General features: G+C 63.1%; 16 protein-coding genes. 6 read left to right on the top strand and 10 right to left on the bottom strand.

Annotated features, from left to right (window positions below):
* Positions 1–87: 87 nt before the first annotated feature.
* From ACE3UG_RS03070 to ACE3UG_RS03045, 6 genes are all read right to left on the bottom strand, one after another.
* Positions 88–1,167, bottom strand: a complete 1,080-nt coding sequence (locus ACE3UG_RS03070; protein ID WP_374619465.1) for a linear amide C-N hydrolase — start codon at positions 1,165–1,167, stop codon at positions 88–90.
* Between the two features lie 345 nt (positions 1,168–1,512).
* Positions 1,513–2,913 carry a cytochrome c gene (locus tag ACE3UG_RS03065; protein WP_374619462.1) on the bottom strand — a complete coding sequence of 467 codons (1,401 nt, stop codon included), beginning with the start codon at positions 2,911–2,913 and terminating at the stop codon, positions 1,513–1,515.
* A gap of 11 nt (positions 2,914–2,924) precedes the next feature.
* Positions 2,925–4,700, bottom strand: a complete 1,776-nt coding sequence (locus tag ACE3UG_RS03060; protein WP_374619460.1) for a GMC family oxidoreductase — start codon at positions 4,698–4,700, stop codon at positions 2,925–2,927.
* A gap of 3 nt (positions 4,701–4,703) precedes the next feature.
* Positions 4,704–5,426 (bottom strand): gluconate 2-dehydrogenase subunit 3 family protein, encoded by a 723-nt coding sequence (locus tag ACE3UG_RS03055; RefSeq protein ID WP_374619457.1) that lies wholly within the window; start codon positions 5,424–5,426, stop codon positions 4,704–4,706.
* A gap of 367 nt (positions 5,427–5,793) precedes the next feature.
* Positions 5,794–6,921, bottom strand: coding sequence for a hypothetical protein (locus tag ACE3UG_RS03050; RefSeq protein WP_374619454.1), 1,128 nt, complete (start codon positions 6,919–6,921; stop codon positions 5,794–5,796).
* Between the two features lie 702 nt (positions 6,922–7,623).
* On the bottom strand, positions 7,624–8,538 hold the full coding sequence (locus ACE3UG_RS03045) for a helix-turn-helix domain-containing protein (protein ID WP_374619451.1): 915 nt from the start codon (positions 8,536–8,538) through the stop codon (positions 7,624–7,626).
* 336 nt (positions 8,539–8,874) lie between these two features.
* Between ACE3UG_RS03045 and ACE3UG_RS03040 the strand changes: the two genes are divergently transcribed.
* The 6 genes from ACE3UG_RS03040 (at position 8,875) to ACE3UG_RS03015 (ending at position 15,159) form a co-directional block, all read left to right on the top strand.
* Entirely contained in the window at positions 8,875–9,924 is a 1,050-nt protein-coding gene (locus ACE3UG_RS03040) for a porin (protein WP_374619448.1), read from the top strand.
* A 172-nt stretch (positions 9,925–10,096) separates the two neighbouring features.
* Positions 10,097–10,420 (top strand): hypothetical protein, encoded by a 324-nt coding sequence (locus ACE3UG_RS03035; RefSeq protein WP_374619446.1) that lies wholly within the window; start codon positions 10,097–10,099, stop codon positions 10,418–10,420.
* 186 nt (positions 10,421–10,606) lie between these two features.
* The gene (locus ACE3UG_RS03030; RefSeq protein WP_374619443.1) at positions 10,607–11,872 is read left to right on the top strand and encodes an MFS transporter; all 1,266 of its coding nucleotides are present in this window, start codon (positions 10,607–10,609) and stop codon (positions 11,870–11,872) included.
* Positions 11,873–11,938: 66 nt separating this feature from the next.
* Entirely contained in the window at positions 11,939–12,907 is a 969-nt protein-coding gene (locus ACE3UG_RS03025; RefSeq protein ID WP_374619440.1) for a dihydroorotate dehydrogenase electron transfer subunit, read from the top strand.
* On the top strand, positions 12,900–13,850 hold the full coding sequence (locus tag ACE3UG_RS03020) for a dihydroorotate dehydrogenase (protein ID WP_374619437.1): 951 nt from the start codon (positions 12,900–12,902) through the stop codon (positions 13,848–13,850). Before ACE3UG_RS03025 ends, ACE3UG_RS03020 begins: the two co-directional genes overlap by 8 nt.
* A 55-nt stretch (positions 13,851–13,905) precedes the next feature.
* Positions 13,906–15,159 (top strand): hydantoinase/carbamoylase family amidase, encoded by a 1,254-nt coding sequence (locus tag ACE3UG_RS03015; RefSeq protein WP_374619434.1) that lies wholly within the window; start codon positions 13,906–13,908, stop codon positions 15,157–15,159.
* A 156-nt stretch (positions 15,160–15,315) separates the two neighbouring features.
* Here ACE3UG_RS03015 and ACE3UG_RS03010 read toward each other — a convergent pair whose 3' ends face one another.
* From ACE3UG_RS03010 to ACE3UG_RS02995, 4 genes are all read right to left on the bottom strand, one after another.
* Positions 15,316–16,776, bottom strand: a complete 1,461-nt coding sequence (locus tag ACE3UG_RS03010; protein ID WP_374619431.1) for a M20 family metallopeptidase — start codon at positions 16,774–16,776, stop codon at positions 15,316–15,318.
* Between the two features lie 257 nt (positions 16,777–17,033).
* Complete coding sequence (locus ACE3UG_RS03005) at positions 17,034–17,294, bottom strand: hypothetical protein (RefSeq protein WP_374619428.1); 261 nt, start codon at positions 17,292–17,294, stop codon at positions 17,034–17,036.
* A gap of 95 nt (positions 17,295–17,389) precedes the next feature.
* Positions 17,390–17,557, bottom strand: a complete 168-nt coding sequence (locus ACE3UG_RS03000; RefSeq protein WP_374619425.1) for a hypothetical protein — start codon at positions 17,555–17,557, stop codon at positions 17,390–17,392.
* Between the two features lie 1,222 nt (positions 17,558–18,779).
* On the bottom strand, positions 18,780–19,061 hold the full coding sequence (locus ACE3UG_RS02995) for a hypothetical protein (RefSeq protein ID WP_374619423.1): 282 nt from the start codon (positions 19,059–19,061) through the stop codon (positions 18,780–18,782).
* Positions 19,062–19,097 lie beyond the last annotated feature (36 nt).

Raw genomic sequence — 19,097 nt, 5'->3', positions numbered from 1 at the left:
AACAGTCGTTGGCCGCAACCTGTTCGACGCCATCGCGCTCCGTCATAGGCTCGACTCTAACGACGAATTCATAATTTCATTTCCCCGTCAGTTCCCTTGGCTCGCCGACACCCCTAGAAACGGAAACGGTGGCGCCACCTTGAAATCAGCCGACACCTCACCGCTGAACGTATTGCGCTGATCCGGTCCGAGATCAAGGCGTTTGACCGGCGCCCCCGCCGCGAAGTCGAGCTTCTTCAAATCCACCCAGAACGTGTTGGGCGTGAGCGCCGATTCGAAGAAATACAACATGCGCTTGTGATCGACGACCGTGCGCCAGCGCGTCGACGAGATGTTCGGCTCGCCCGGCGTCGTAATGCCAAACGGCACCGATGCATTCCGAATAACGCTGAATACGCTCGCCAACGCCTGGACCGGATCCTCATTCTTCGGAATCGCATTGACGTAGAACGACGCCCGCGCAAAACGATCCGACGAGCGGTTCGTCCCAGGAAGGAAGGTCGTTCCGCCGATCTGCTTCCAGTACGTATTCAATGCGAGTTGCTCGTCGAACGTCGGCGAATTGGTCATCACCTGATACTGACGGCCGTGGTGAATCACCTGGCGACCGTTGATGTATTCGACGATGGCACTGTCGCCCGACTTGTCAGACATCGACAGATGCAGCGTCGTGATCCGATCCTCTCCAGGCACGTTGTCCGTCACGATCGTGAACGGCTCCTTCTCCAACGCCGCCACCGCTTGCGCAACCGTCGCAAAATTATCCAACACGTACTGCGCCCAGGCCGCAATCGTCAGCCCCGGCTTCGACCCCTTGTCGAACTTCGGATACTGCGACTCCGCCAGCCACAGCAACTGTGCAGACAGCCCCCGCTCATTGACGCCATCGGTCGTCGACACGTCGTAGCCAGTAGCCACCACGCTGCCATACTTAGCCGTCCAACGAATCGAGTTCGGCCCCGCGTCGCCCGTGCGCGCAATGCCGCGCGGCAATACATAAAGATTCGTGGCGACATCGACCCTCCAGTCCATCGAACGCGCAGTGATGACGTCGTCGTTCGCCCCCAGATACACCACGCGGGTGCAAGCCAATGATGCCAGCGGGGACACAGCAAGCGCGGCAGCAGCAACGAGACAAGGCAGGGTCTTGACGAACTTGCGGGGCATGGCGATACCTCACTTTGACTGGAAGAAGACGCAAGAACCGTCAGTATAACGACGGAATCCGTCTACCCGAGCGGCCCGCTCAGCACCAATCGCCGCACTGCATCCCTCAATGCGTCACCGAACAGAGCGGCAAGCGAATTCCCCAATCCCCATCAGCACTTCAATCCTGCCGCCCGCCCGGCTCTAGCCGCAGCACGCCGGGTGAGGGGCGGTGGGGAGCGGCGGCGGGCGCCAGGTCGCCCACAACGAGTCCCGCCAGCAGACCCGCCCAGCGAGACTTCCATTTCCCCCGAATGAGGTCGTCGGGACGGCGTGCGCCTACCGTCGACCCGACGCCCGGTCGGCCTATCGCTGCGGCTGGGGTGTCGCGCCGACATCCTTGCGCACCGTGGCGACCTGCGCCGCCGTCACCGCCGGCGCCCGGTTTCCCCAGCTCGAACGCACGAACGTCAGCACATCGGCCACATCCTGATCGGTCAGACGGTCGTCGAAGCCCGGCATCGCGTAATGCGTCGGCGCCGCCTTCGTCCATGGCATCTCCGCGCCGCGCAACACGATGTGGATGAGTGAGGTCGGGTCCGCCGAGTTCACGGTCGCGCTGAGGGCAAGCGTCGGGAACGTTTGCGTGTAGCCCTTGCCCGTGCTGCGGTGGCACGCCGCACAGTTGTCGATGAACGTGAGCGCACCGTTGCTCCTGTCGGTGCCCACGCGCAATGCCTTGGCCACCGTGTCGTCGTATGCGAGGGCCTTGGCACCCGAATCGACCGGCTTCAACGTCTTAAGGTACTTTGCAATGGCCATGAGGTCGTCGTCGTTCATATGCTGCGTGCTGTGCTGCACCACGTCCGCCATCCCGCCGAATGCGGCGGAGTGATCGTTACGCCCGCCCTTCAGAAACGCCGCGATATCGCCCTCGCTCCAATGTCCCAGACCGTCGACGACGTCGCCACGCAGGTTCTTTGCGAGGAAGTTGTCGACCACACCGCCCGAGAGAAACGCGGTGCTGTCGTCCGAGAGCGCCTTTTCCTGCAAGGCAAAGCCGCGCGGCGTATGGCAGGCGCTGCAATGGCCCAGACCTTCGACGAGATAGCGACCACGCGAGATCGGATCGCTGTCGGTCGAGACGATGTCGGCGGCAACCGTCGGCGCGAACATCTTGCGCCAGATCGACAGCGGCCAGCGCATCGACATCGGCCAGGGAATATCGGTCGACTTGTTGGCCTGCGCAACCGGCGGCACACCATTCATGAAATAGGCATACAGCGCCTTGATGTCGGCAGGACGCACCTTAGCGTAAGACGTGTACGGCATGGCCGGGTATAGCGTCGATCCGTTCTTCGCGATTCCATGACGCACCGCGTTGTCAAAGTCCTCAAGACTGTAGCTGCCAATGCCAGTCTCTTTGTCGGGCGTGATGTTGGTCGAATAAATCGTGCCGATCGGCGACGCAATCGGCAGACCGCCAGCGAACGGTTTGCCCTTGGGCGCCGTATGACACGCCGCACAATCGCCCGCGCGGGCGAGGTACTCGCCCTGCTTCACGAGTTGCACTTGCGGATCGTTGGCGGCCAAACTTTGCGTGCCGGCCGCCACCGCCACGGCGGGTACGGCAGGTGTGGGTACCGGCGAGACGCTCGTCGCGGAAGGTGTCGTGGTGCCCTGTGCCGACACGGTGATGGCCAGGAGTGCCAGGGCACCGGCCGTAAGTCCACCAGCAGCGCGCTTCATCATCGTTTTCCAAATCATGATTGCGCTCCTCAGGCTTGCACCAACGGTCCGGCGTGCTTGAGGTACTGCTCGCGAATTGCCTTCGCGGACCAATACGCCAGCGCCGCCACCACGCCCGTGGGGTTGTAACCCATATTCTGAGGAAATGCCGACGCCCCCATGACGAACACGTTGGACACGTCCCAACTTTGCAGATACCGGTTGACCACGCTGCTGGACGGGTCCGCACCCATGATCGCGCCACCGGTCGTATGCGTGCTCTGGTAGATCCGCGTATCGTAATGGGCGCCCTTCTTGCGGATCGCGCGGAACACTTTCTCCGGGTTCATCGCATGCCCGACCGCTTCCATCCGGTCGCCCATATAGCCCAGCATCGCGTACTCGTTGTCATGCCAGTCGAACGTCATGCGCAGCAGCGGCACGCCATAGGCGTCCTTGTACGTGGGATCGAGATCGAGACACGCGTCGCGATACGACATGACCGAGCCGGAAATGCCAATGGTCATGTAGCGCTGATACGCATCGGCGATACCCGCCTTCCACTTGCTGCCCCATGAAGGCGTGCCCGGCACGGTCGGCGTCATCTTGATCGGGCGGCCGCCAGTGCGAACGTGACGAATGCTCGCCCCACCAATGAAGCCCAACGGCCCGTGGTCGAACTGATCGCCGTTCAGATCGTCCATCGACACCCCCCCTGCGCCGGTGCCCACGAATGGATTCAACTGCGTGCCCTTGGGCAGCAGCACATTCACGGCACCGTTCATTTGATACGCATAGTTCTTGCCGACGACGCCCTCGCCCGTCTTCGGATCATAGGGCTTGCCAATGCCCGAAAGCAGCAACAAACGCACGTTGTGCATCTGGTACGCCGCCATGATGACGATGTCGGCCGGCTGCTCGACTTCACGGCCCTGTGCGTCGATATACGTCACCCCGGTCGCCCGCTTGCCATCGCTGTCGAGATTGACCTTGACGACGTAGGCATGCGTGCGCAGCTCGAAATTGGGCTTCTTGAGCAGCACCGGCAGGATCGTGGTCTGCGGGGACGCCTTCGAATACATATAGCAGCCGTAGTTCTCGCAAAAGCCGCAGAAGTTGCACGGCCCGAGACGCACGCCGTACGGATTTGTATACGGCTCGGAGGTGTTCGCCGCAGGCGCCGGATACGGATTGAAGCCGACTTCGCGAGCGGCCTTCTCGAAGAGTGTGGCGCCATAGGTATTCGGCAATGCCGGCGTGGGGTACTCGCTCGAGCGCGCGCCCTCGCGCGGATTGCCGCCCGCCACGATCGTCCCCTTCAGATTCCCGGCCTTGCCCGATGTGCCAAACACCTTTTCGGCGAAATCGAAGTGCGGCTCGAGTTCTTCATAGCTCACCCCGAAGTCCTGAATCGTCATGCCGTCAGGGATGAATTTCTTGCCGTAGCGCTCCTCGTAATGACTCCGCAGCTTCAGCTCTTCCGGCAGAATGCGATAGTGCATGCCGTTCCAGTGAAAACCGGCGCCGCCCACGCCATCGCCCAGCAGGAACGAGCCGTTCTGGCGGTACGGCACCGCGAGATCGTCCGGCGTATGACGAATCGTGACGGTCTCGCGCGCGAGTTGCTGAAAGAGCTTGCCGCGCACCGAGTACTCGAGTTCGTCGATCACCTTGGGGTACTGTGCGTCGGTGGGGGTGTCGCGCATCGCGCCACGCTCGAGCGCCACGACGTTGAGCCCCGCATCGGTGAGTTCCTGCCCGAGAATCGCCCCGGTCCAGCCGAAACCCACGATGACGGCATCGACCTTTTCTTTCTTGATCGCCATGCGTTAACCCCGCTTCCCAGAAATCGACACCGGACCGTACGGATACTTGACGTTCGGCTGATCCACCCAGTCAAGAAAGTCGGCACGCGCGCCCGGGAAACCCACGAGCTTCCAGCCGACCATGTCCTTGTTGCCGCCGTGAATCGGATCCGAGAGAAATCCCTCCTTCGTATTGGCCAGCAGATACGAGAAGAACGTCCGCGCCGGCACGCTCTCGAACTCGACCTTTGCATGCTCGAGATCGCCAAGCACCATTTCCTGCGCGCCATGATCGAGGTCGGCGAACGCCTTCTGATACTGCGTCCTGCAGTAGGCATCGCAGGCGGCAATGCCATGACGATAGATATCGCGCGGCGCAAGACTCAACTGGTAGCCCATCTCCGGCGGCTGATCGGTATGGAACGGCCCCTGCATGTACCAGAGCTTGCCGTAACCAAAGGGGGTTTCCATCTGACGGTCGATGAACTGCGGCACGTCGGCCTGAAGCGCGCCCGGACCAAGCTCGTCGGCGGGAATCAAGCGGTCGACAGCCGCATTGATAAAGCGCCATTCGTCGGCAGTGAAGTACTTGGGCTCGTAATGCGTGGTCGACGCAACGGGGGCAACGGGTGTGTCGGTGCTGCACGCGGACTGCGAAAGCGTCGCGCTCGTGGCGAGGGTCGTGGCAGGCACGATTGCCAGCACCTGACGCAAAAAGCGCCGGCGCGGCGCCTTGTCCTGTGACATGGGGTTCTCCGTTTTGTGGGGGGACGAATCACGCATGACAGTCAAGCGAAGGCTCGCCATGCGTGAAGAAAACCTGACAGGCCATTCACTTCGCGTAGCGCAATTAACCGGGCCATTCTACTGACATGGTCCTTATATGGCAAAGCAAGAGGTCGTTGCGTAAATCGCGCAACATACTGATTAAAAAGGCTTGCGGATAATTAAAATATTTACTATTACGCGCGCAAGACGGTTTCGATGAATAAAATCGACGAGGCGATCTGGGGGCAGCCCTCACGACGAATGCGAAGGGGAATCCCATGCCGAAGCGTCATAAAAAAAGGCCGCTCCGTTTCCGGTAGCGGCCTGGCTTGCTTAGCTCAGTAGTTTACTCAGGGATGGCGTCCAGCGACGACGGCGGTGGCGATGATGGCGGCGGCGGAGGCAACTCGCTCGCTCGGGTCCGCCTGCTATAGACGTTCCGGCTCTCCCTGAGCCCAGCGTCACTCGACTGCGGCCCAGACACCATCGATCGCGCAAATAGCTCCCGCAATCCGTGCTGACGGCCCGGATTCGCCTTGCAAAACGCCTCGGCAAAACGTTCGCGCCGCGAGAGCGGCGACGCGTCCTCTGGCGCCTCGAGCGGCGTGCTGGTCCTCGTGACAAGCGCGTATTCGCTACCGTCCGGACATTCAAAGTGAGGTACGTCTGACGATCGGGACCGGGCGATACGTGCGTATCCCGCTGCGTCCATCTCGGGACTCCCCGGCGCAGCGCCGGATGCCGAATCGATCGGCGACGGGTGCGCCGCGCGCGATGTCAGTACGGCGCCAGCTTGCCTCGCGACTGTCGATCGCGACGAATCCAGGCTCAGATGCCCATTATCGACAGTGGATGCGCGATCTTCGTCAAGCAGGCTATCGTCAAGCGAGGAAGCCCGCGTGCCGGCGGGCGCTGGACTCGTCGCAGCCGGCGTGAGGTCGTCGTGCACCGCGTTACCTGCCGCTTTCCAGGTGTCGATGTCCAGCGCCCTGCCAGCGAGCCACGAACGCGCGGCTTCTCGGCCACTGGACCTGGCGTCATTGAGCACCGACGTATATTCATGCGCACCGAATCCCCGGCTCCGAATCATCGTGAGCGTGACGGGCCGATCGGCCGGATAGCCGAGAAGCAGTGCCAGCCGGGCCGAATCGTTCGCCGCACGCGTCTTGTTTCTGGCAAACCGGGAGGTCGACGCGGCGGGCTTGAGTACCCAATTGCCGTCGCGCACCGCCAAACGCAGCGGCACATCGGCGCCGCCGTTGGTCAACTCTCGTTCGGCCTCGCGAGCCATGTCGTTGAGCGCGATCAGCGCATTCAGTTCCGACCGAATCAGATCGCCCCGCCGGTCGTGCGAATTCATCGTCAGTCTCAGCATCGAATCCCTGAGCGCGGCGAGATCGTCGCAATTTCTTTGCGCGATCTTCTTGACGCCCCCTGCCGGCAACGATGGCAAAGCGGCACTCAGCTTGCTCACTTCGCGGCTCAAATACGCAATCTCGCGAAGCTGCGCGCGCACCGAGCCAACATCGAACCTTCGTATGAAGACGCTGGTGTCGGGTGGAACGTTGTGACGTACGCGTTGCATAGCGGTCGCACGCGTTCGCTCGAAAGCCAGGTCCCCTTTGACGGAGTCGACAAACAAGTTGCGCCAGCGCTCGACGCGTTCTCCAATGAACCTGGGCATCAGCGGGTCGGCTTTCAGGCGCCCGGCATGAAGCAACTCCCGATCCCGCTCCGCGCACCAAGTCCCCAGCGGAATGCCACTGTTCGCTTGCAAGCTTCGCGGCCGCATCGGATATGTCTGCCATGGCTTGCCAGTCGATCCGAGCGAAGACGTCGCGACACTCCCCAGCCGCTGAAAGTCTGAGCCGAAAGTGTTCCCGTCATCAGGCGGCTTCGCCCAACGCGTGGAAAGGACTTGCACCGGCGAATTGTGCGATGCGGCGGAAATTGTTCCCATAATCGTCTCCAGGTAAGCAGACCGGATGGTCTTCAGGCGCAAGGAGACTAAAACGGATTGCCGCGACAAGATGTCGATTGTGTGGGAAGGCTTCGTTTTGTGGCACAAGCTCATCGTTTTCCTGCACGCAATGAACGTGCCCCACGATGGCTTTCGACGCGTTGATTCCGCCCTCGCCCAGGCTCAGAAGTGGATCATAAGCGGCTCAGAAGCGGCTCAGAAGCGCGCGAGCAGTTGCCCGAGCAGCGCCGCACCTTCCTTGCCCTTGGCCGAATCGGCCCACAGGCGATCGATCATGGCGCGATACATGCCGACCCCGTCGGGGGATGTGGTGATGGTGGCAATGCCGGTACGCAGGTTTGGCAACTCGCCCAGACGAAACGGCGAGACCGCGACATACGCTTCGCCCTGCGCCTCGAAGATCTGAAACGTCTCGTTCGGCATGTTGTCGCTCACGATACCGATCTGCACGCCAGTCGTGTCGGCCTCGAGAAATTCGACAATGCGCGCCACCTCACGCCGCGCCGCCATCTTCCGCTCGAGCTGCACCCCCGGGGGAAGGCCCAGCCGTCCAACGAGCCCGTGGTGCAGAAACTGTTCGATCTGGCGCAGCCCGATGAGACTCGTCACCGCCAGCCGCTGACGCGAAAAGGTCGACTTGCGCTCTTGCAAGATCCCCAGCACGCGATCGATCGTGTTCGACCACTGCCGGTCCGCCAGCGTGGGCGGAATGCTCTCGTCGAGCATGCGGCGCAGCCAGACGTCGTAGTCGTCGGACGTCAACAGGAACGATATCGGATCGAAGTGCGCGACGATTCGCTCGGAACGGCGCTCCAACTGACGCATACGTTCGAAGTAACTCACCGCCGAGTCGTGATACTCGACTTCCACACCCAGCAGATTCGCGAGCGACACGCCCAATAGTGCCGCCAGGCGCTCGAGCGTATCGATTTTGACGATCTCGCCGCGCTCGAGCTTGTAGATCGCCGCACGGGAGATATCGAGTTGCTCGGCCACATCCTCGCTGCGTAACTCCGCGGCCAACCGGTAGGCGCGCAGACGTTCGCCGATGGCTCGGAAATTGAAACGCGCGCCCCTCGGCGCCCGGGATGTGGTCGCAGCTCGATTCAAATCGCCCCCTGTCGGATGCCAATGCCAAGCTCGGCAGATCGCGCCGCACCCGCATTGCAGTGCCGGGATTATACCGGTCGTCCGCAAGTCTCGACGCCCCCGCGAAGGCCCCCGCCGACCCACAAACTTGTCGTGCACACCCCACATCGCCCCCTTGAGTATTTTTTTTCGGTTGTCTATTTTTTTAGACATCGGCACGATTTGAGCCACGGCCCCCATGCCGTAGGCCTGTCCTGCACCGTGGGCAAGGCTGACACCGGTTGGGGGATGACCTTCGCGCGATGGCAATGCCAGCCTGCGCACCGTCCAGAAATTTGTACACACAGAGAGGGAACGATGAAAACCTGGCACAAGGTGGCTGGCGCCGCCGCATTGGGTGCAGCAACGCTCACCACCACGGCGCATGCGCAATCGAACGTGAGCTTCTACGGACTGGTGGACGCGTACGTCGGTTCGGTGAAGAGCCCCGGCGGCAATGCCGCTGTCGTTCAGCAGGGTGGCGGCATGACCACGTCGTACTGGGGCATGGCGGGCAACGAAGATCTGGGCGGCGGCAACCGCGCGTTGTTCGTGATTGAAAGCTATTTACAGCCGAACAACGGCACTTACGGCCGCTTTGCGGGCGACAGCTTCTTCTCGCGCAACGCCTACGTCGGACTCTCGGGCGCCATCGGCACCGTGCGACTGGGTCGCATCACCACCCCGCTTTATCTGGCGACGATCCAATTCAATCCGTTCAACAACTCGTACACGTTCTCTCCGATCATCTTCCACACCTACAAGGGTCTGGGGACGCAGGGCGTGGTGGGCGACTCGGCATGGAACAACGCCATCGCGTACAGCTCGCCGAACTACGCCGGGCTCGCGGGCACCCTCCTCTATGCGACCGGCAACAGCGCCAGCGACCATAGCGCGAAGAAATGGGGCGCGGCGCTCAACTACGCCAACGGGCCGTTCGCTGCCGCAGTGAACTACCAGTATGTGAACTTCAGCGCGACGCCGGGCGACTTCGGCGCGCAACTGACGGGCGTGACGGGCCTGACGAACCAGAACACCGTCCAGATGGGGCTCTCGTACGACTTCGCGGTGGTCAAGGTTTTTGCCCAGTACATGCTCGTCGCGAGCCAGGCCGCAAGTGGCAACTTCCACGCCAATACAGGACAGTTGGGGGCCTCGGTGCCGCTCGGCCGCGGCAGCGTGCTCGCCTCGCTCGCATACACCCGATCGAACGGTTCGGGCGACAACCAGCGCCGCACCACATGGGCGCTCGGCTACGACTACCCGCTGTCAAAGCGCACCGACATCTACGCCGCGTACAAGTACGACCACATGAGCGACATGTCGACCGGCCAGACGTACGGCGCCGGCTTGCGCGTGAAGTTCTGAGCACTCCGCCGGCAACATCGCAAGTCCCCCCGATGCGCGCGGCGGCATGCCCCTTTCACGAAGGGCTGCGGCCGCCGCATCGCATCGACATCAGGGTTTGACCCGATTATTTTTGCCTTGCCCGCCTTTTCGGGTTCGGCTAGTCTAAATATTTAGACAAAGGGAGCGCACGATGGATCTGCACCTTGCATGCGTCTGGTTACAGCGCGACACCGCCGGTCTGTCCGACATCGAGGATTTTGCTGCGCGTTGCCTCAACGCGTCGCGCACGCCCACGCGGGAATCTGCCGCCTTGCTGTTGTTGGCGCAGGCGGCACAAGCGTTCACGGAACGTCAATCCGGCGTTGCCGCCAACGGCGAGACGTTTCAGGCATTCCTCGCCCGCAGCAAGGCTTATGCGACGATGCTGCGCGACGCGGCGCAAACGTCCGATGCCCGCTTCCTCGCAGCGCTCAACGACTTCGCTGCTCAGCTTACGGCGGAAGTCTATGCGTAAGCATTTGCGTGCACTGACGAGCCGCCAGATGTCACGGAACATTGCGCGGCATGCTACACACGATGGCCGGGCATCGGTGGGCCATGAGCGACTTTTTTTCATCTGATCGTCTATAAATTTAGACATTTTGACGAAGGGCCGCGGTGCGTTGCGCTGCGTCGATTCGCCGCCTCACAGGAACCGATCATGGAAGCCAATCTGAACACACCGAGTGCGCAGCGCGCGGCTGGCGCGCCCGACGATACTGTCACCCCTTACGCGTGGAAGGCGCTCGCGGGCTCGGCCATCGGCTACGCGATGGACGGCTTCGATCTGCTCATTCTCGGCTTCATGCTGCCGGCGATCTCGGCGGGTCTGCATCTCTCGCCTGGGCAAGCCGGTGCGCTGGTGACGTGGACGCTCGTCGGCGCCGTCGCGGGCGGCATTCTATTCGGTGCCCTCTCGGACCGCTACGGCCGGGTGCGCATGCTCACCTGGACGATCCTGCTGTTTGCCGTCTTCACCGGTTTGTGTGCTTTCGCGCAGGGCTTCTGGGACTTGCTGGTGTATCGCACGATCGCGGGCATCGGGCTTGGCGGCGAGTTCGGCATCGGCATGGCGCTGGCCGCTGAAGCATGGCCTGCGGCCAAACGTGCGCGCGTTTCGTCATATGTCGCGCTCGGCTGGCAGACCGGCGTTCTCGCCGCGGCCCTGCTCACGCCGCTGCTGCTCATGCACATCGGCTGGCGCGGCATGTTCCTCGTGGGCGTGCTGCCGGCGCTGGTCGCCTGGGTGCTGCGCAACAAGCTGCACGAGCCCGACGTTTTCGTGCGCCGCGCCGACAGCGGGGCGAAGCCGGGTCACGGCAGCGCCAACGCATTCCGTCTGCTCGTGAAAGACGCCCGCACCACCCGCGTGAGTCTGGGCATCGCGATCCTGTGCTCGGTCCAGAACTTCGGCTACTACGGCATCATGATCTGGTTGCCGACGTTCCTCTCGCAGAAGCTCGGCTTCTCGCTCACGAAGTCCGGCCTTTGGACGGCGGCCACCGTGATCGGCATGATGTTCGGCGTCTGGGTGTTCGGGCAGTTGGCCGACCGCATCGGCCGCCGCCCCACGTTCCTTCTGTATCAGGCCGGTGCCGTGGTCATGGTGCTCGTCTACGCTCAGTTGACCGACCCGACGGTCATGCTCTTTGCCGGCGCGCTGATGGGCATGTTCGTCAACGGCATGGTCGGCGGCTACGGCACGCTCATGTCCGAGGCCTACCCCACCGCCGCGCGTGCGACCGCCCAGAACGTCCTCTGGAACATCGGACGCGCGATCGGCGGACTCGGCCCCATCGTTGTCGGCGCGCTCGCCGCACGCTATTCGTTCCAGATCGCCATCGCACTGCTCGCGAGCCTGTATCTGCTCGACATGCTCGCGACGCGTTTCCTGATTCCCGAACTCAAAGGCGTTGAACTGGAATAACGGCGCGCAAGACGCTTCGGCGTCTTTGCGTCGTCCTCACGCCTGCCCTCACTATTCGGAGTCCTTATGTCAGTTGCCACCCTGGCGTGTACCGACCTCGCCCGCGCCGTCGCGCCGGTGCCGTCGGACAGCCACGATTCAATCGATGCAACCGATCCACACGATTCACACGATTTGCGCGATTCGCACGAGGCGGCATGCGGCGCACCCAAGGTCGCGGCGCATCGCTGCCGCGTGCTCGGCCATCACGCCGTGAACGCCCGCTATCGCTATCTGCGATTGCAGGCCGACGCCCCCATCGCCCTCACAACACAGCCCGGGCAGTTCTACCAACTGAAGTGCCCGGTCACGGAACACGATGCGCCCTTCCTGCTGCGTCCGATGAGCGTGTACGGCACCGGTCCTGAGCCGGACACCGTCGAGTTTCTTTACAACGTGACGGGCGTCGGCACGCGCGCACTGGCCACGCTCGCGCAGGGCGCCTCGCTCGATATCGTCGGTCCGCTCGGCAATACCTTCACGCTCGATCCCCGCTGGCAGCGCGTGATGTTCGTGGCGCGCGGCGTGGGCTTGGCGACCATGGCCCCGCTCGTGCAGCGCGCGGCCAAGGCAAGACTGAAGTTGACGGTCGTCATGTCGGCCCGCAGTGCGGCGGATCTGATGCGCGATGAATTCCTGCGCTCGCCCGAAGCCCACGCATTGGCCGATGTGCATTGCGTCTTCGACAGCGACGGCTCGTCGGCCGTCGAAGCACTCACGCCACGCGTGCGCGCCCTGCTCGACGCGGCACCGCACGACGCTGTCTACACCTGCGGCTCGCATCGGCTGTTGATGCTGCTCCAGCGCGTGTTGCAGGCACACCCGCACATCACCGCCGAAGTCGCGATGGAGCAGCGCATGGCGTGCGGTATGGGCGTGTGCCTGTCGTGCGTGCGCCTGTTCGATTGCAATGGCGACAAACAATTTCTGCGGGTGTGTCGCGAGGGTCCGGTATTCCCGATTCGCGACGTTGTCGGGGAGGTGGATTTTGGCTGATCTCTGCGTTCGCATTGGATCGCTCACGCTGCGCAACCCTGTGATGCCGGCCTCCGGATGCTTCGCGATCGAATATGCCGAGGCGCTCGATCTGAACCGGCTCGGCGCGCTTGTCGTCAAGAGCGTCTCGCCGGCCACGCGCGCAGGCAATCCGACGCCGCGCGTGGCAGAAACGGCCAGCGGCATGCTCAATTCCATCGGCATTCCGAGCAAGGGGCTCGACGCGTATCGGCGCGATGTCCTGCCCGCCTACACGCGCTTCGACACCCCGGTGGTGGTGTCCGTATCGGCCGACACGGCGGCGTCTTTCGCACAAGCGTGCGAGACCCTCTCCCTGCCGGAAGTGGCGGCTATCGAAGCGAACATCTCGTGCCCGAACCTCGAAGCGGACGGCATGGCGTTCGCGATGCAGCCCGAGAGCACTTACCAGGCGGTGAGCGCCATTCGCCGCCGTACGTCGCATCCGCTGTGGGTGAAGCTCACGCCCAACGCGGGGCAGATCGCACTGATTGCACGCGCGGCGGAAGACGCCGGGGCCGATGCCATCGTCATGGGCAACACCGTGCTCGGCATGGCCATCGACATACGCACGCGCAAGCCCAAACTCGGCAACGTGATGGGCGGACTCTCGGGACCGGCGATCAAGCCGCTGGCCGTGCGGCTCGTGCACCAGTGCCATCGCGCAGTGCGCATTCCGATCATCGGCTGCGGCGGTATCGAGACGGCCGACGACGCCGTCGAATTCATGCTCGCAGGGGCCAGCGCGGTTCAGGTTGGCACGGCATCGTTTCGCGATCCTGCCGTGATGGCACGCATCGTCGATGGGCTTGCCGCCTATTGCGACGCACAGGCTGTCGAGCGCATCGCAACGCTCACGGGCGCGCTCGCGCTCGACGCCCGGCTGACCGACCGCTGGCTGCGCTTTGCCCAGCAGTCCGGCTGAGCCGCAATTCGTTACACGCAACCCTCGCGAAGTCTCACGCGAAAAGAAGCCCCTCATGGAACTGAACGCGCTGGCCCCGTTGGCCGAGCAACTCTTCACCGACCTGCGCCAACTCGGCGACGACGGCGTCGGCATTACTCGCGACAGCTACGGCGAAGGCGAAAATGCTGCGGCGTCGTATCTGACACAATGGGCGGGTCACCACGGCCTGTCCGTCACCCGCGATCGTGCCGCCAACCTGATCTTCACGCTGCCCGACGACACCGGCGACACCGCCGCCACGTGGGTCGGCTCACATCTCGACTCGGTGCCGCAGGGTGGTAATTACGACGGCCTCGCCGGTATCGTCGCCGGTCTGCTGTGCCTTGTCGAACAACGGCGCAGCCAGCGTCACACGGCGACCCCGGTACGCGTGCTTGCGTTGCGCGGCGAGGAAAGTGCGTGGTTCGGCCGGGCGTACATGGGCTCGAGCGCGCTGTTCGGCAAGCTCGACGAGGCCGATCTGGCCATGCCGCATCGTACCCACGGGCGTTCGCTGGCGGAGTGCATGGCACACGCCGGCGCCGACATCGAGGCCATTCGCAACGGCGCAACGCTGTTCGATGCCTCGCGGGCCAAGGCGTGGCTGGAGCTGCACATCGAGCAGGGGCCGGTGATGATCGCGCGCAACCTGCCCGTCGCCATCGTGCCCGGCATTCGCGGCAATGTGCGCCACAACCGTGTGTCGTGCCTGGGCGAAGCGGGCCACTCGGGCGCTGTGCCACGCTGGCTGCGTCACGATGCCATGTTCGCGGTCGCCGATCTCATCACGCGGCTCGACGAGCATTGGCGCGCGTTGCTCGAGCGTGGCATCGATCTGGTGGTCACGGCCGGCATCGTCGGCACCGATCCGGCCGAACACGCCATCTCGCGCATTCCGGGCAAGGTGGACTTCAGTCTCGAAGTCCGCAGCCAAAGCCCCGACACCCTGGACGTGTTCTACGAACTGATGCGAACCGAGTGCCGCGCCATCGCGCGCGACCGGGGCGTGTCGTTCGAGTTCGACCGGCGTCTCACGTCGCCGCCCGCCGTCATGGATGCGCATGTGTCGTCGCTGTTGGTCGACGCGTGCCGCACGCTCGGCCTTCCACAAGAGCGCGTGCCGAGTGGCGCCGGTCACGACGCCGCCCTCTTCGCCAACGCAGGGATTCCGAGCGGCATGGTGTTCGTGCGCAACGCCAACGGCTCGCACAATCCGCTGGAGCACATGGATCTCGACGACTTTCTGTGCGGCGTGCAGGTCATGGACGCCACCACGCATCGGCTCTGAGCCGCAGAGCCGCAGAGCCGACATCACGCTGCATCAAGTGGCATCAAGTGACGTTGAGCGGCGTCACAAACAGCACCGGACCGCGCACTGCTGGCCCGCTTACTCGCTGGACGCACGCTTGCCGAACACGTCCGGACGTCGGCGCGGCAACGCGACTTACGGCGCCAGTGCGATGACCTCGGCCACTGCGGCAGTCAGCTTCTTTGCATAGGGCACGTGCAGGAATTCGTTCGGGCCGTGCGCGTTCGACTTGGGGCCGAGTACGCCGCACACCATGAACTGGGCCGCCGGGAAGCCCGCCTGCAACGTGTTCATCAGCGGAATTGTGCCGCCCTGCCCGATGTACGCGACATCCGCCCCGTAATGCCGTTGCGACGCCGTGTTCAGCGCCGAGGTGAGCCACGGCGCCACGTCGGGCGCGTTCCAGCCGGAAGCCGCACCGGCGTCGGATTTGAAGGTCACCTTTGCGTTGTACGGGGGATCGAGTTCGAGCAGCGCCTTGAGTTCGGCCACCGCCTGTGCCGCGTCGATCAGCGGCGGCAGGCGTAGCGACAGCTTGAACGCCGTGCGCGGACGCAACACGTTGCCTGCGTCCGCCAGCGCGGGCATGCCGGCGGCTCCCGTCACCGACAGCGACGGCCGCCACGTCGAATTGAGAAGCGCCTCCTTCGGATCGGTCGTGGTCGGCAGCACCGACAGACCGTCTTGGCCACACGCCCACGGCAGCTTCTTCCAGACGTCGTCGCCGAGAATGTGCGCGGTCGCTTCCGCCTCCTTGAGACGCTGCATCGGGATCGGCGTGTGGAAGCCCTGCGGCAGCACACTGCCGCTGCCCGCGTCTTCGAGGCGTTCGAACAACTGGCGCATGATGCGAAAACTCGACGGCGCAATGCCGCCATAGCCGCCCGAGTGAATACCCTCGTCGAGCACCTGCACTTCGAGACTGCCCGAGATCAAACCGCGAAGCGAGGTCGTCAGCCACAACTGGTCGTAGTTGCCCGCCCCCGAATCGAGACAGACGACCAGTCCGACGCGGCCCAGACGCTCACGCAGCGCATCGACATACGGCAGCAGATCGTAGCTGCCGGACTCTTCGCACGTCTCGATGAGACCCACGCAGCGCGGACGCTCCACGCCTTGTGCGTCGAGGGCGGCGAGCGCCGTGAGGCTCGAATAGATCGCATAGCCGTCGTCCGCGCCGCCGCGGCCGTAGAGCTTGCCGTCTTCGAACTTGGGCGTCCACGGCCCCAGATCGCGACGCCATCCATCGAACTCGGGCTGCTTGTCGAGGTGGCCGTAGAGCACGATCGTTTGCTCGCTGCCCGAGCGCGTGGCCGGCGCCTCGAAGAAGATCACCGGCGTGCGTCCCTCAAGTCGAATCACTTCGAGCTTCAGGCCTTTGACGGGCTGACGTTCGGCCCACTGGGCGGCGTCGCGCACCACGCGATCGATATAACCGTTGCGCGCCCAATCGGCGTCGAAGCCGGGGCTTTTGGCTGGCACCGCGATGTAGTCGGTCAGCGCGTGCAGGATTTCCTCATTCCATTTGCGCTCGACGAATTCGCGCAATGCGGCCGTATCGAGCGACGGCTGGGTCGGGGTGACGATGTCGTTCATGGGGGCGTCCTTGGGGATGTCTTGATTGGCTTGATGGACAGCGTCGCGCGGATCGCAGCGAACTGTTGAGCACGCGCACCGGGCACGCCAGCAAGCCGTATGGCGTCATGATAGCCATTCCCGGCAGAGGTGGCGACCGGGCAGCCCCATCGATGCGCCAGCGCCCACCCGCCGACCGCACCCGCAGCAGGGTGCCGAAAGGCAGCGCATGACGTTGGGTGGGTGGCGAGCGCCGGTACCGAAGCGTACCGAAGCGCTCAGTTGCCCGTGCCCGGCGGGCCGAAACGAAACACCAGCTCACCCGCCGCGCCAGTGGCTTTCACACAGGTGGCCGACTGAGTCCCTTGGCCGGCGAGGTCGAGCGAATGTTCGACGTCCGTCGCTGTGCACCGCCAAAAGAACGTGATCGGGCGCTCGCACCGGTTCGAGACTTCGTAGCGATAGTGCGTCACGTCGGCGGGTCGCGCGCGCAGCGCCCCGCAGGGTTTTCCGGCAGCATCCACCGGCTCGGTCGGCATGGAGGGCGTCTGGGCGTGAACCGGCACACACGTCGCGAAGGCGAGCCATATGAGCGTTCGCGCGATCCCCGTGCGGGGCCTTGCCGCGACGCCCGTCAAAGCCAACGCCAAGCGATGGCGATGGCACCGATGGCAACGCCAACGGAGATAACGATGCCGAACCATGCCAGTTGCGCGCGCCGCGCCCGACGGCGGCTCGATTCCGAAGTGTCGTAGAAACGACCCAATCCGCCCGAGTACAGCTTTTCCCAGCGAATTTCCATGACGCACCTCACAAATCAATCAAACCGGCCCGCGTTACTTTTCTTTTCTTCTTTATCTAGATTTTTGAGACGCAAGACAATCCGGATAAATCCGGGCAAATCCCGAAGGCAGGAGTACCCAAAATTCCGACACAGCGCCGTCGCTTCAAGATCGCACTATTCTTTCGTAAACGCAATAGCGTGAACGTGCCGAATGCAACGCCAGCGCCGTCAAAGACCCCGTTATCGACGATGGATATCAACGTGCATAACGTGCTTTACCGCACGTCGCAATGGATTTTTAAGCGACTATTGCAGCGCCTTCTCGAAATTCAGCGCCGCCGACCTCTTTGAAATGCGTTGTTTATGTAACAAAGCGTTTCAAGAAAATATGGACGTTCGTTTGAATCGGGAATTTGAATTCGCGCGACGACCGCACCGAAGCCCCCGTCGCCACAAGGGCGGGGGGTGGATCGGTCGCGTAAGCATCAGGGGAATGTGTCAGACGAAGCAACGCTGCGCGGCCATCCGCCGAAGGCGGTGCCGCGCACGAAAAGGAAGATCGGTGACTTTAGCGTCCCAGGAAGGCCGCACCTACTGACAAGAAAACGAAACCCCCAACACTGCAGGCGATCGCAATTGCCAAAAGGCGTTGAAAGAGTTGCTCGCGCTCGCTGGCGCTGCGATGGGAACGGGGTGCATCGTGATGAATCGTCCCCCAACCACTTGAATACACTTTTTTCCAACGGATGTGCATAAGTTACCTCGCGTTGTTCAGTGTTCGTAGCCTTGCCCGTCATCGATTCACACTATCGGAATCGACGAGACGCAGGGCTAGTATGCGCTTTGTCCGGCCGCCGTAAACCCCTCTTCCGTGCTGCGTCGCCGCAAGTAAAACCGAGAATTCGTACGGATTCCGAGACGAGAACGCGCGAGTGCGATTACCGTCACCGTGACGCGATTCGCTATTTGTGACAGGGCGTGTCAATGCGACAGAATGTCGCAGGTGCGACAAGTTGTCGCGCAACCCGCATGAATCGGAGAATTGGGAAAATTTCAGGGTGGCGCGGGGCCTTTCATGTCACACGCGTGACATCGGCGGCCAGCCGGACGGCCAAGGCAGACCTCACGCGCCCGGCGTGCCACGCGTGCGGCATCGTGCAACGCAACATCGATTGTTCGAATTGGCTACAAAGCTGGGGTAAATCCGGGGGGCACGGCCCTCCCCCCCCCGCAGCAAGCATCACGAATCGAACGGATTTTTCACGTGTCGCACCGTCGTGGCGTCCGAGGCCTCGGCGTGCGCAGGCAGATCGGCATTGGCGAGTGCAGCGACCACGGCGTCGAGCACCGCCTTGAGCGCTTGGGCCTGGCGCAGCCCTTGCGCGTCACGGCGCAGGTCCAGATTGCCGAAGATAGCGATGCGGTCCGTGTGGTTTTCGACGTTGAGTTCGCCAAGCGAGAGCGCGTCGGCGTCGTTGGCGAACGGGACGAATGTGGCGTTGGCAGAAGACGAGGCGGACATCGGAGACTCCTGAGTCGAGGAAAATCGGTCGGTGGC

The organism is Pandoraea sp. (genome assembly GCF_041919235.1).
Taxonomy (GTDB): Bacteria; Pseudomonadota; Gammaproteobacteria; order Burkholderiales; family Burkholderiaceae; genus Pandoraea.
Note: the sequence above shows the minus strand (reverse complement) of the source record. Positions and strands in the feature narration are given on the sequence as shown.